The sequence below is a fragment of the Arcticibacterium sp. GJ41-1 genome (assembly GCF_055808875.1).
The window spans coordinates 2562478-2576847 of record NZ_CM147888.1 but is presented as its reverse complement, the minus strand read 5'-3'; the positions used below and the strand labels follow the sequence as shown (position 1 = coordinate 2576847).

The 14370-nt window shown below is 37.2% G+C and carries 11 protein-coding genes; 10 read left to right on the top strand and 1 reads right to left on the bottom strand.

Annotated features, from left to right (window positions below; all coding sequences use genetic code 11):
* Positions 1-86: 86 nt before the first annotated feature.
* The 5 genes from rpmI to AC0L6O_RS10570 all read left to right on the top strand — a co-directional run bounded on the left by rpmI (position 87) and on the right by AC0L6O_RS10570 (position 6837).
* Positions 87-281, top strand: a complete 195-nt coding sequence (rpmI, locus tag AC0L6O_RS10590; protein ID WP_341225442.1) for a 50S ribosomal protein L35 — start codon at positions 87-89, stop codon at positions 279-281.
* A gap of 99 nt (positions 282-380) precedes the next feature.
* Positions 381-725, top strand: a complete 345-nt coding sequence (rplT, locus tag AC0L6O_RS10585; RefSeq protein ID WP_341225443.1) for a 50S ribosomal protein L20 — start codon at positions 381-383, stop codon at positions 723-725.
* A 175-nt stretch (positions 726-900) separates the two neighbouring features.
* Positions 901-3693: an NPCBM/NEW2 domain-containing protein gene (locus AC0L6O_RS10580; protein ID WP_473308412.1), complete on the top strand. Its 2793-nt coding sequence runs from the start codon at positions 901-903 to the stop codon at positions 3691-3693.
* A gap of 128 nt (positions 3694-3821) precedes the next feature.
* Positions 3822-5750 (top strand): molecular chaperone DnaK, encoded by a 1929-nt coding sequence (dnaK, locus tag AC0L6O_RS10575; protein WP_473308411.1) that lies wholly within the window; start codon positions 3822-3824, stop codon positions 5748-5750.
* 151 nt (positions 5751-5901) lie between these two features.
* Positions 5902-6837: a sugar phosphate isomerase/epimerase family protein gene (locus AC0L6O_RS10570; RefSeq protein WP_473308410.1), complete on the top strand. Its 936-nt coding sequence runs from the start codon at positions 5902-5904 to the stop codon at positions 6835-6837.
* Here the strand turns inward: AC0L6O_RS10570 and AC0L6O_RS10565 are convergent.
* Positions 6829-7110 carry a putative quinol monooxygenase gene (locus AC0L6O_RS10565; protein WP_473308409.1) on the bottom strand — a complete coding sequence of 94 codons (282 nt, stop codon included), beginning with the start codon at positions 7108-7110 and terminating at the stop codon, positions 6829-6831. The two genes, AC0L6O_RS10570 and AC0L6O_RS10565, sit on opposite strands and share 9 nt — an antisense overlap.
* A 383-nt stretch (positions 7111-7493) precedes the next feature.
* Between AC0L6O_RS10565 and AC0L6O_RS10560 the strand changes: the two genes are divergently transcribed.
* The 5 genes from AC0L6O_RS10560 (at position 7494) to AC0L6O_RS10540 (ending at position 14245) form a co-directional block, all read left to right on the top strand.
* Positions 7494-8720: a sensor histidine kinase gene (locus AC0L6O_RS10560; protein WP_473308408.1), complete on the top strand. Its 1227-nt coding sequence runs from the start codon at positions 7494-7496 to the stop codon at positions 8718-8720.
* A gap of 263 nt (positions 8721-8983) precedes the next feature.
* Positions 8984-10627 (top strand): M28 family metallopeptidase, encoded by a 1644-nt coding sequence (locus AC0L6O_RS10555; RefSeq protein WP_473308407.1) that lies wholly within the window; start codon positions 8984-8986, stop codon positions 10625-10627.
* A gap of 403 nt (positions 10628-11030) precedes the next feature.
* Positions 11031-12062 carry a metal-dependent transcriptional regulator gene (locus tag AC0L6O_RS10550; protein ID WP_473308406.1) on the top strand — a complete coding sequence of 344 codons (1032 nt, stop codon included), beginning with the start codon at positions 11031-11033 and terminating at the stop codon, positions 12060-12062.
* On the top strand, positions 12052-12816 hold the full coding sequence (locus AC0L6O_RS10545; RefSeq protein ID WP_473308405.1) for a FeoB small GTPase domain-containing protein: 765 nt from the start codon (positions 12052-12054) through the stop codon (positions 12814-12816). The genes AC0L6O_RS10550 and AC0L6O_RS10545 overlap by 11 nt, the downstream gene beginning before the upstream one ends.
* A 10-nt stretch (positions 12817-12826) precedes the next feature.
* Positions 12827-14245 (top strand): nucleoside recognition domain-containing protein, encoded by a 1419-nt coding sequence (locus AC0L6O_RS10540; protein WP_473308403.1) that lies wholly within the window; start codon positions 12827-12829, stop codon positions 14243-14245.
* The last annotated feature ends 125 nt before the right edge of the window (positions 14246-14370 follow it).

Sequence of the window (14370 nt, the reverse complement as noted above, 5' to 3'; positions counted from 1 at the left end):
AAAAAAAACTTTCGGTTTGATAATGTCTTAGCTTTTCGTATCTTTGCAGCCCAATTTACTTTTTTGTACTAAAACTGTTTAAATCGATGCCAAAGCAAAAAACAAATTCTGGTTCGAAGAAGCGTTTCAAAATCACTGGAACAGGTAAGATCAAGCGTAAGCATGCATTTCATAGTCATATTTTGACTAAGAAGTCTAAAAAACGTAAGTCTATCCTGGCTGGTACTACGCTTGTTCATCCATCAGATGAAAATCGTATTAAAAGCTTATTAGCTCTTTAATCAACATTAATTAATTATTGGTTCAATTGTTTCACCCGACAAAAGGCTAAAAAGAATGCGTCTTGAACGTGTCGCCTCCAGTCAAAAAACTTAAAGATTATGCCACGTAGTGTCAATCATGTAGCGTCGAGAGCAAGACGAAAAAAAGTGCTTAAACTTGCCAAAGGATATTTTGGTAGAAGAAAGAATGTTTGGACAGTAGCGAAAAACGCTGTTGAAAAAGCATTATGTTACGCCTATATTGGTCGTAAGCAAAAGAAAAGAAACTTCCGCAAGTTGTGGATTGTTCGTATTAACGCAGGTGCTAGACAGCACGGACTTTCTTATTCAGTTTTTATGAATAAATTGTCAACTGCAGGAATCGATTTAAATCGTAAAGTATTAGCTGATTTAGCAATGAATCACCCTGATGCTTTCAAAGCGATAGTAGAAAAAGTTAAATAAGACGGTAATTCCTTATCGTTTGGAATCAAAGACCTCCGTAAGGGGGTCTTTTTTTTGTTAGAGGTCTACCGATAAATAAAGTATGACGTTTTTTCTCTATCCTAGGCTCTAGAATTCATACTTTTGTATACCATGACTATGAAAGCTCAGTACAAACTTTAACATTGACAGTATTTTGACGACCAAAATTATAAAGGTAATAGTCTTTCTACTTGCTGCAAACATCCCCACTTTTAGCCAAGTAAACATTGACCTCCCACTAAACAAATCTGTTTTCCAAAGAAACGGAAGCAGTCAGGCTACAATATATATTGCTGGAACATACGCTAATACAGTTGTAAGCTCTATACAGGCCAGACTATTAAATCCCACTAACAATGCAGTCATTTCAGGATTTGACTGGACAATAATAAAATCAAACCCCAGTAAGGGTCAGTTTTATGGCCAGTTAAACAATGTGCCTGCTGGCTGGTATAAACTAGAGCTTAGAATTGTAAACACAGGTTCCGTTTTAAGCAGCACTAATGTTGATAGAGTTGGTGTAGGTGATGTGTATTTAATTTCAGGACAGTCTAACGCAGCGGGAGTTGACACCATAACCGTACCGATAGATTTTAATGAAAAAGTCTTAAGTCAGAATAACTATCAAGGTTGCTTTGCCACCTACCCAAATTTCGCTCAACTCACACCAATAAGCATAGGTCATAAAATTTCAGTTACTGGAGAGAGTCCATGGGCTTACAGTAGACTTGGAAACCTAATTGAAACTAATCTAGGTATTCCTGTAGCATTTTTTAATGGAGCAGCTAGTGGAACTAGTATTGAAAACTGGGTAACCAGTTCTAACGGTGGAGCCACCAATCATCCCTTCAGTGGGGGACAATACTGTAGTTCGCAAGGAGCTCCTTATAATATTTTCAACAAAGCTTTAAAGTATTATCCCAACATTTATGGAGTACGAGCCCTCATTTGGCATCAAGGAGAATCAGACACGCACCTTAACACTACTCAAGCCAATTATTATAACAACCTAAATACATTTATCACAAAAACCAGAACAGATTTCGGTTCCAATATCCCTTGGATGGTAAGCAGAGCTAGTTATTACCAAGGCAATACTTCGGTAAATGTTATCAATGGGCAAAACGCTCTAATTAATACTTCCAACCAAATATTTGCAGGTCCAGAAACAGACGGTTTCACATCCTCGGACAGAGTTGATAATGTTCACTTTAAAGAATCTGGCCTTGTAAAATTTGCTAATTCCCTTTACAATTCGATTACTATTGGAAATTTCCTAACCTCTTCTATACCAATAGCCGCCAAGACTCTTCCTGAAATAAGCATGAGCATTACAAATGGCTCTGTCACTTTAACAGCCCCTGGTGGCTATGCTGGTTACAAATGGGTTCCGGGAAATGACTTTAACGCTAGTTCATTAGGAAATAGTGCCAGCTTTTCTAGCTCTGGTGGTACCTACAGGTGCTATTTAACCGATGCAAATGGCAATATAACCATGACTCAAGCGGTCAATGTAAGTAATATACTAAGTCAACAGAGCCTTTCTAGCACTTTTGTAGACAGTCTTTATTTATCAAACTACACACCTTATAGTATTCAAAACGGACTGGGACCTGTGGCTTTTGACCAAAGTGCTGGGGCAACATCGAACGAAGGAGATGGCAGTACCATGGAAATTAATGGTACTTCTTTCAGTAAGGGAATTGGTACACACTCTGGTTCTCAGATTGTTTATAAAATGAAAACTGGTTTTCATTCCAAATTTAGAGCTTCCATTGGTATTGATGATGACTCTAATAGTGGTGCTGGTGTTATATTTAAAGTCTATGGCGAAACTACTCTGCTATACACCAGCCCTATTCTCACTCATCTTTCCGATGCTCTAAATATCGACGTGAACATAGCAGGATATAAAAGTATAGAACTGGCAGTGGAAAACAGTAATGGAAGCCTAGCTGCTAATCAGGCCGACTGGGGGAATGCTCGTATAATATTTGATAAACCTAAGAATTTCACTTTCTCAAAGTTATACCCTTTATGTCTTGAACTTAATTGGTCTGCAGATACAGATACGAAGGGTATAGCTTCCTATCAAATTTTCCAGGACGACAATTTACTTACCACAGTACCTGCAGGCACCTTGAATTACCTTTTTACAGGATTGAGTGAATCTACTTCTTATAAATTCAGCGTAAAGGCCATTGACATTTATGGCTACCAAGGTCCTAAAGTTGATACCTTAATAACCACCGCAGCAATTTTCATAAACTACCCCTCTAGTCAAGTATGTATTGGAAGTCTAGTTACTCCTGATTATTCACCAAAAGGTGGCACCTTCTCTATTAACAACAAACCAGATTCCGTCACTTTCAGTCTTGACCAAAATACAGGTGGAATCTTATTTGGTTCTGATGGCTTTGTTAAATTAAAATACATTTGGGGTGAAGGAACATCATGCGAAGGTTTTCGTACTTTCTTTGTTGGTGGACTTTTAAAGCCTAACGCACCAACTATTACAAATACCGCTGACAGCCTCATTAACAAAGGGAGCTCGCTCACCTTTAATGCCTCTACCTGCTCTAATGACTATACCTTAGAATGGAACAACCAAAGTACAAATAGCTCTATTATAGTTTCTCCTAATGACACCACTAGCTATTATGCTTTTTGTAAAAACTTCACCTGTTATAGCGACACATCAAACATTATAAAAGTTAAGGTTATTCCTGACTGCCCTAATAGCTTTAGTCTAGTTTCCACAAAAGACAATCTGAGCTACGGTTCTAAATCGTTCTATTTCAATGCCGCACAAACTATAAATGCCACTAATAAACTCACAAATCCTACTGGGGCTTCATTCAAAGCTGGCAAAAACATCAAGCTAAACCCTGGGTTTGAAATAAAGGCCGGGTCTGTCTTTTCGGCTACTATTGGCGGCTGTCCTTAATTTTTTTCTGACAAAAAACATTCGAAACTGACAAACTGTCACAATTATGTGGGCTTTTTGGCCTTGGCATATTGATTGTTCATTACATTATCAAATACAATTAAGAACTAATAAACGATAAATATAACATGGGAAAAATTATTGGAATTGACTTAGGAACAACTAACTCCTGTGTGGCAGTAATGGAGGGAAGTGAACCTGTAGTAATTGCCAACAGTGAAGGAGCTAGAACAACCCCTTCAATAGTGGCTTTTCTAGAAAACGGTGAAAAGAAAGTAGGTGCTCCTGCCAAACGCCAAGCCATCACAAATCCAAAAAACACAATTGCTTCGGTAAAGCGTTTTATGGGTAAAAAGTATACTGACGTAAGTTCAGAACTTAAGACTATAGCTTACGATGTAGAAAAAGGTAATAACGACACACCAAGAGTAAGAATTGGTGATAGACAATATACTCCTCAAGAAATCTCTGCTTTCATTCTTCAAAAAATGAAGCAAACAGCAGAAGATTATTTAGGAACAGAAGTAACAGAAGCTGTAATTACAGTACCTGCATACTTTAACGACTCTGAAAGACAAGCCACAAAAGAAGCTGGAACAATAGCTGGCCTTGACGTTAAAAGAATTATAAATGAGCCTACTGCTGCTGCATTAGCTTATGGTCTTGATAAGCAAGACAAAGATGCTACTATAGCGGTATTTGACCTTGGTGGTGGAACTTTTGACGTATCTATCTTAGAATTAGGTGATGGCGTTTTTGAAGTAAAATCTACTGACGGCGATACGCACTTAGGTGGTGATGACTTTGACCAAGTAATTATAGAGTGGTTAGCTGACGAATTCAAAAAAGACGAAGGTGTAGACTTACGTCATGATGCAATGGCATTACAACGTTTGAAAGAAGCTGCTGAAAAAGCTAAAATGGAGCTTTCTAGCTCATCTCAAGCTGAAATCAACTTACCATACATCTTCCCTGTGGATGGTGTACCTAAGCACTTAGTACGTTCATTATCTAGAGCGAAATTTGAGCAATTGGCTGACTCTTTATTCACTAGAATGATGGAGCCATGCAAGAGAGCGATGAAAAACGCTGGTATCTCTAACGGTCAAATTGACGAAATCATCTTAGTAGGTGGTTCTACTAGAATGCCTAAGGTTCAGGAAGAAGTTGAGAAATTCTGGGGCAAAAAACCTTCTAAAGGTGTTAACCCTGATGAAGCTGTAGCTGTAGGTGCGGCTATTCAAGGTGGTGTTTTAACAGGTGAAGTAAAAGACATTCTTTTATTAGATGTTATTCCTCTTTCTTTAGGTATTGAAACTATGGGAAGTGTGTTTACTAAAATGATTGAGTCTAACACCACTATTCCTACTAAGAAAGTAGAAGTATTCTCTACTGCTGCCGACAATCAACCATCTGTAGAGCTTCACGTTCTTCAAGGTGAGCGACCATTAGCTAATCAAAATAAATCTCTTGGTAGATTCCACTTAGATGGTATTCCACCAGCAGGTAGAGGTATTCCTCAAATTGAAGTGACGTTTGATGTAGATGCTAACGGTATCTTAAATGTTACAGCTAAAGATAAAGGAACAGGAAAAGAGCAAAATATTCGTATTGAAGCTTCTTCTGGACTATCTGACGAAGAAATTCAAAAGATGCGTGACGAGGCTAAAGCAAACGAAGAGTCTGACAAAGCTGAGAAAGAGAAGATTGAAAAAGTAAACGCAGCTGACGCAATGGTTTTCTCTACTGAGAAACAATTGAAAGAGTATGGTGATAAACTTTCTGAGCCAAACAAAACAGCTATTGAAGGTGCTTTGACTGAGCTTAAAGCAGCTCACGCTTCTGCTGACTTAACTGCCATTGATGGAGCTATGGAGAAAATCAATACAGCATGGCAAGCAGCTTCTCAAGAGATTTACGCAGCTCAACAAGCTGAAGGTGGTGCTGCTGACCCAATGGGCGGTGCTCCAGGTGCTGACGCAGGTGCAGCTCCTTCTGAAGACGAAGGCGTAACTGATGTTAACTTTGAAGAAGTAACTGACGAAACAAAGGCTTAATAACAAAAGCCGATACATTATATCAAAAGCGAGTTCCCAGATTTTCTGGAACTCGCTTTTTTTTTGCCAAAACTAACACTGAGAATACATTCATAGAAGAATGACCTGAAAAGGTCTTAATTTGCTTCTCATATTTAACAAACTGCCCTAGATGAAAACTTTCAAAAAATTATCCTTAAGCATTGCTCTACCTTTCTTACTTCTTTCATGCTCCCAAAAATCAGAAAATAAGGAGACCATAGCAGAAGTAATTAAACCAAAATACTCCTTGGCTCAATGGTCTTTTAACAGAGAATTAAAGGCTGGTGAAATGAATACGGTTGATTTTATCAATGCTGCTGCCGAAATGGATTTTGAAGGTGTAGAATACGTCTCTCAATTTTTTCAAGATAAGGTTACGGATTTTGATTATTTAGATAGTTTAAAAAATGCTGCAAAGCAGGCAGATATATTAAGCTTAATGATTCAGATAGATGAAATTGGTTTTTTATGTGCCTCTGACGATGTAGAAAGAAACACGGCTGTGGAATTAGGGAAAAAATGGGTAGATGCCAGTAAGTACCTTGGCTGCACTAGCATGAGAGTTAATGCTCATGGCGACGGTAGTCCAGAGGAAATGAAAGCACAGGCTATAGACGGTATTGGTAGACTGGCAGACTATGCCAATGAAAAAGGCATAAAACTGATAGTAGAAAATCATGGTAGCATGTCAAGCAACGGAGCATGGCTAGCCGACTTAATAGCTCAACTTTCAGATAAAAATGTAGGTACTTTAGACGATTTTCATAACTGGTGTTATGAAACAATTAGTGGCTCTATTTGGGGACCATGTGCTAAAGAATATGACTACTACAAAGGTTTTGAAGAGTTAATAGGCACCGCCGAAGGGGTTAGTGTAAAGGCGTTTAGGTTTGACTCATTAGGAAACGAGCCAGACCTAAACTTTCCGAGGTTCTTCAAAATCATGAAAGATGCCGGTTATGATGGCTACTTAGGTATAGAATACGAAGGCAACGAACTTTCTTCCAAAGAAGGTATTCTTAAAACTAAAGCCTTAGCTCAGAAAACTTTGAACGAACTAAACTAAGTTTAAGAAGGTCAGAACAGTTGGTTTTTCCATTAAATGTACATTTGAGGCCATCGCCTTTATATAAGGTTGCTCTCCGTGATATTCAAAAGCTGCTTGGTCTTTGAATTGCTCGTAAAATCTAAAAATATTTGGGTTTTCTACTTCTTGATGAAGTACATATTGAATATTACCTGGCTCTTGTGTAGTATGTTTTACTAAATTCAATAGTGCTGCCTTTACTTCTTCCACAGCATCTTTTTTTGCCGTAATTGTTGCAATTAATGTGATCATTTTCTTTTGTTCAAAAAGCTCAAAACTCCCTGGTTTATATTATCTGTATTTTAAAATCTCTAAAGGAAAAAGTACGTCTTAGCTCACAAAATTTTAGCTCACTTATTAGCTAATCATAATTATGACTTTACGCTCTATCTCACTTTTGGAGCGGAAAGATACAATTTAGTTTGCTACCGATAAAACAGCCTTTTTAATTAATCAGACTATCTCGAGCCCGAATTTAGGAAATAAAGCATGGCTCAAAACTTCCCCTTCGGGAACAAAATGCCAATTCATACTGACTAACAAACCATTCATCCCAAGCCCCGCTCAATGGCTTGATTATTGACCTCATAAAAAGCATCAGCAGACCATTTGAATCAATAACCATTACAAGAAAGATGAAAATTCAAGACGTTCATTTAAAAGAGAAAGAAAGGCAAGCCGAACTGGCCTCCTATTCTATTTTAGATACACTCCCGGAAGAAGATTTTGATAACCTAACGGCTATAGCATCTGAAATTTGCGACACCCCCATTTCTCTTATTAGTCTCATAGATAAAAACAGACAGTGGTTTAAATCAAAGCAAGGAGTCTTAGCTGAAGAAACACCTCGTGAATTTGCATTTTGCTCTCACGCTATTGAGGATGAGGAAAACATTTTTGTAATTGAAGATGCAAGGGAAGACAAACGCTTTAAGTTCAATCCTTTAGTAACAGGAGACCCAAATGTGGTTTTTTATGCCGGAGTACCTCTGGTAACAGAAAATGGGTATGCTCTAGGTACACTCTGCGTAGTTGATAGTAAACCCAAAGTACTAACAGAGAAACAATTAAACTCGCTAAGAGCTTTATCTAATCAGGTAATGAAACTCATGGAGCTTAGAAAGAAAAAAATTCAATTAGAAGATACTTTACAAAACCTAAAAGAACGAAACGAAGAACTAGAACGATACGAGTTTATATCTGTACACGATTTAAAAACACCATTAGTCAGTATTTCTTCTATGACGCAGCTTATAGCCCACCAGTATGGCTCGTTAATGGGTGTGAATGGCTTGGAAATGTTAGACAGTATCCAAAACTCGAGTCAAAAACTTAAAAACCTAATTAGTGGTCTGCTAGAATTTAATCAGAAAGAAAATCAACTTAATGAGTCAAAAATTTGGATTAATCTAAGCACTTTGATATCAGAGATAGACCAAATTTTCAGTTTAGAGGACCAATTAAATATTAAGTTAAACTCTAGTATTCAAGAGATATACGCCAATAAAGCAGCTACACATCAACTTATTATAAACTTAATAGCAAACACACTTAAGGCTAGAGAACAAATGGTTTATGATATAGAAATTACCATAGAAGAAGATGAAACGCATTATAGGTTTAGTTCAAAAGACGTAAGTATAAAAGAAGACCTCAAAAGTCATCAGCGACAATTTCAACTTATTGAAAAACTATCTGGGAAAGATAAGTTTGGGAAAATTGGTAATGGTATTGGTTTAGCTACTGTACATAAAATTGTAGAAAAGAACGGTGGTAAGGTAGAGATGCAACCTACTGCTAATGGTAAAAACCTGTTTGTCTTCACATTAGAAAAATTAGAAATGACAGAAATGGCCAAATAGAATGTTCGGCAAAAAGCTATTCTATAAACTCATTCAATTTAAAATTGAGTGAGTTTGTACTTATTAAAAGAATAAAGAAAATAGTATTTCGCCAATTCAAACAAATAAGAAACTTTACATCTAAAATATAGAAAAAGACGATATTTCTACCACTAAAACTAGCAATACTTGCACAAAATCAACTTTCTAATTAAGCTACCTTGAAAATTAGTAAATCATGATAGTAATTGGGTTTGGATAATACTTAAACCCAAACCTTTATCATGATTAAAAAACACTCATTACCCTTTCTTTTAGCAACTCTCTGTTTAACTTTAAAATTAAGTGCTCAGAAAACAGAAGCAGATTTCCCTGTTTTGGAAACCATAAATCCTTTAAACATTAAAGGACACATGACCTTTCTTTCTGACGATGCTCTCTTAGGAAGACCACCTGGAAGCCCTGGCTTTGAAATAGCTTCAAATTATGTAAAATCTCAATTTATATCTTTAGGCCTAAAACCGGCCAATGAAGGCTCTTATTACCAAAAGGTGCCATTAGTGCATGGAACTATTGACAATCAAAACAGTTCTGTCAGCCTTAATATTGATGGTAAAAATACCCCAATTACACTCTCTGAAGACATTATTCTTTCACCCAATTATGACAAATCAATTTCTGAAGTTTCAGCTCCTTTAGTCTTTGTTGGCTACGGAATTACAGCTCCTGAATTTGATTATGACGACTATAAAGACATAGATGTCAAAGGAAAAATAGTGGTCTATATAGGTTCTGCACCCAGTACTTTTCCTACCAGTGAAAGAGCATATTACTCTTTTGCTACAAAGTACCAAACCGCCATTGAAAATGGAGCAGTAGGTATTATTAGCTTCATGCATCCATCAAATACTCGAAGAACATGGGCATCCTCAGTAAGTAGGTCAAATAATGGAAGCTACAAATGGCAAAGCCCCGAGGGGCAAACTGCTGGTTCTTATCCTGAAATAAAGGCAACTGCACTTTTTAACAATACTCAGCTTGATAAGATTTTTGTTAAATCAAAAAGCAAATTTGACGAAGCCATGAAGCTTTTTGAAGAAGGGAAGTCTATTTCATTTCCTATGAATATATCTGCCACTATCAAAGTAGCCACAAAATCTAAAGTAGTACCAAGTCACAACCTTCTAGGTGAAATAACAGGAACAGACCCTGAGCTAAAAGACGAATACATGGTTTATGCCGCACATGTAGACCATTTAGGGATAGGAAGAGTCATTAATGGCGACTCTATCTATAATGGAGCTCATGACAATGCATCAGGTGTGGCAATTTTATTAGAAATAGCGAAAACATTTCAGGCTTTAGAAGAAAAACCAAAACGTTCAATACTATTTGCCGTGGTAACAGCCGAAGAATCTGGATTGCTTGGTTCTGATTATTTGGCCAATAATCCGCCAAAGGGAAAAGAAAACATGGTAGCTACCATAGCCATGGATATGCCTTTCTTTTTTCATCCTATTTTAGATATTGTACCTTACGGTGCGGTTCACTCAAGCTTAGGAAACCAAACCAAAGAAGTGGCAGATATCTTAGGTTTAAAAATTAGCCCTGACCCTTTTCCAGAACAGGTAATTTTTATCAGAAGTGACCATTTTAGTTTTATTAAGAAAGGCATACCAGCATTATTTATAAAAAGCGGCTTCATGACCGTACCTGAAGACACTGTAGACCGCTCGGTATCAGATGTAATGTGGCGAAGAACGCATTATCACACTCCGCAAGATGACATGAATCAGGATTTTGATTTTAATGCCGCGGCTACCCATGTTAAAGTAGATTTCTTAATTGGCTACCTAGTAGCAAATGAAATTAGTATTCCCAAATGGAATGTTGGCGACTTTTTTGGAAACAAACTCGGCAAAAAATAGATAAATTTAAAACGTAATGGTGGCTCCCATTATTTTTAAAAACTCTCTTATGAAACTTGGATGTGCTGGCCATGCTGGAGAAAAAAGAGGTTCCAGAAATGGTCAAATAGAAACTATATAAAGTCCATTCTTAAAACTCGCTCAATAAATTTTGAGTGAGTTTTTTTTTATACCACAGACTTAATTAAAAAGTATACAGGATGCTATAATCAAGGAAATTAGAAAAATAAGTTTGCATGAAAATTATTTTAAAAATGCATCCCTTATTTTCTTAAATATATTTTTAGACAAGCCTAAATATTTGTATTTTTGTATTGTAGTCGATTGAAAAAAAGCGGTTTCAAGAAATAGCTTTTAAAAATCAATCACGATAACATTCTAATTTGAACGAAAGAAAAAAATCATGGCATATAATCCAGTTATTTCCCTTCTGATATTTTTCGCACTAGCATTGCTTCTTTTCCTATTTTTTAGGCCTAGTAAGGGTTGGTTTTGGCTAATCAAAAACAGCTCAAAGTCTAATGAGAAAGTGGTTATTGAAGATATTTTGAAGTTTTTATATCACAGCGAAGATGCCGACAAATCTGTAAGTATAATAGACATTACTCGTACGCTTAAAGAACGAGAAGACTATATCATCTCTGCTATAGATAGAATGCTAGAATATGAGCTCATTAGCTTGGAAGGCGATAATGTTCGCTTACCCAAATCTGGAAGCGATTATGCTTTAAGAATAGTAAGAGCACACCGTCTTTGGGAGAAATTTTTAGCCGAAAAAACAGGATTTAATGAAGCTGAATGGCACTGGAGAGCAGAAGCAAAAGAGCATGAACTGAGTCACGACGATACCGACAATTTAGCTGCTAGACTTGGAAACCCCCAGTTCGACCCACATGGTGACCCTATTCCCACCAGAACAGGAAAAATTGCGGATATAAAAGGAACGGCTTTATCTGAAATTCCAGTAATGACTATTGGCCGAATAGTTCATATAAAAGACAAACCCGACATTATCTACAAACAGATTTTAGCAGAAAACATCCATATAGGGTCGCACATACGCGTGGTAGATAAATCAAGAGAAAGAATCGTTTTCCATTCGGATGGAGAATCATTTACGCTTGCACCCATTGTAGCTGGAAACATTACGGTTTCTGTGCTAAAGAAAGATGTAGTTTACGAAGAAAACATTGCTCGCTTAAGCATGTTAGAAGAAGATGAGTCTGCCAAAATTATTGGCATAGCCAAAGACATGCGGGGCGATAGCAGAAGAAGATTATTAGACTTAGGATTTGTAAAAGGTGCCGATGTCCAAATTGATTTATTAAATCCTTTAAAAGACCCAAAAGCCTTTTTAATCAAAGGGACTAGCATAGCCCTAAGAGAAAATCAGGCTTCTAAAATTCTAATTAAAAGAGAAAATCATGGAAGTTAAACCAAAAAGTGCTTGTGAAGCTTGCCCTCAGTTTAATGCTGACGGTTTGAAGAAGCTAGGTGTTAATACTACCGACTTTGATTTTGTGGTAGCCTTGGCGGGAAATCCAAACACAGGAAAGAGTACTGTTTTTAATGCTTTAACTGGTTTAAGACAGCATACAGGAAATTGGCCGGGGAAAACCGTAACTAGGGCTGAGGGTGGTTTTGAGTATAATTCTCAAAAATTTAAGCTTGTAGATTTACCTGGTACCTATTCCCTACTCTCTACCTCCGAAGATGAAGAAGTGGCCAGAAACTTTATTCTTTTTGGCAAACCCTCTGTAACAGTAATTGTGGTGGATGCCAGTAGATTAGAGCGAAACCTTAATTTAGTTTTACAGATTCTAGAAATTACTGACACCGCAGTTCTTTGTCTTAATTTGATGGATGAAGCTAGACGGAATAATATTGTAATTGACACCAGAACACTTGCGAGAGATTTAGGAATTCCGGTGGTAGAAACTAGTGCCAGATTTAATCAAGGGATTCCAGATTTAATAGCGACCATAAGTGAATTAGCTAATGGGAATATCAAATGTAAACCTCACAGGATTAAGAATATTCCAAAGAATATAGAATCCGCGGTAGAGAAATTGAGTAAAGAAATTAAGAAAGAATACCCAGACATTCCGAATAGCAGATGGATTGCTTTTAGACTATTAGAAGGAGATACGCATATCATTGAATTATTAAAAAAAGGCGAGTTCGTTTAATAAAAAATAAATGAAAAACCAGAATATAGAAAACATCATTTCACTCTCCAATGACCTTAGATGGCAAATTGGAGACGAGTTTCATGATAATTTAGCAGAAGGAATTTATGCGGATGCGGCAGAAATAGTAAAGGGTTCTGTTCATAAAAAAGACACCAAAAACAGGCTTCGTTTTGATGCTAAAATAGACCGTATTGTCACAAGTAAAATGTGGGGCTTTCCGCTCATGTTTCTTATTTTGTCTTTGGTTCTATGGCTTACCATTATAGGAGCAAACTACCCTTCGGCCATGCTGGCCTCCTTATTATTAGACAATGTTCATCCCTTTCTTAAAGGTTTAGCGGCTAGTGCCGGTTTGCCATGGTGGTTAGATGGCTTTTTAATAGACGGCGTTTATTTGGCTGTAGCTTGGGTAGTAGCAGTTATGCTTCCTCCAATGGCCATTTTCTTCCCATTATTTACACTCTTGGAAGATTTCGGTTATTTGCCAAGAGTTGCTTTCAATTTAGATTACTTATTTAAAGTATCAGGAGCACATGGCAAACAAGCACTTACTATGAGTATGGGCTTTGGCTGTAATGCTGCCGGAGTAGTTGCCACCAGAATCATTGATAGCCCCAGAGAGCGACTGATAGCAATTATTACTAATAACTTTTCTCTCTGTAACGGTCGCTGGCCAACACAAATATTGATAGCCACCATCTTCATTGGAGCGGTAGTTCCTTCTGCTTTTTCAGGAATTGCTTCTTTAGGAGCGGTTATCGGAATTGCTGTTTTAGGTATGGGTTTCATGTTTTTAACCTCATGGGCTTTATCAAAAACCGTTTTAAAAGGAGAGGTTTCTACATTTAATCTGGAGCTTCCGCCCTACCGACCTCCACGCTTTTGGAAAACTATTTATACCTCGCTAATCGACAGAACGATGATAGTTTTATGGCGAGCCATTGTTTTTGCGGCACCAGCAGGAGCTGTCATTTGGCTTATTTCTAATATTCACTTTGGAGATGTCAGTATTGCTGCTTGGACTATCGACTTTTTCAATCCATTCGGATTCCTTTTAGGACTTAATGGCGTTATATTATTAGCCTACGTAGTGGCTATTCCTGCCAATGAGATTGTAATACCTACCATACTCATGCTCACGGTTTTAGTTACAGGAATCTCTGGAGGAGAAGGTGCAGGTGTGATGTTTGAACTTGATTCTGTTTCGGCTACAGGAGATATTTTAAGAGCAGGAGGCTGGACATTACTTACAGCGATAAATCTTATGTTATTTAGCCTGTTACACAACCCATGTAGCACAACTATCTACACCATATATAAAGAGACTAAATCTCTAAAATGGACAGCTGTAGCTTCAATACTTCCAGTAATTATGGGTTTTGTAGTTACTTTTTTAGTCGCTCAGATTTGGCGATTATTCGCTTAAAGGAAAGCACTATCTCATTATATTCAAAAGCCTGTCTTCAAAGGAAATCACCTTTTGAGACAGGCTTTTCTTATGAAAATTATAGCATAATAATCCATCATCCCTGCATCCTAATACCATAAAAT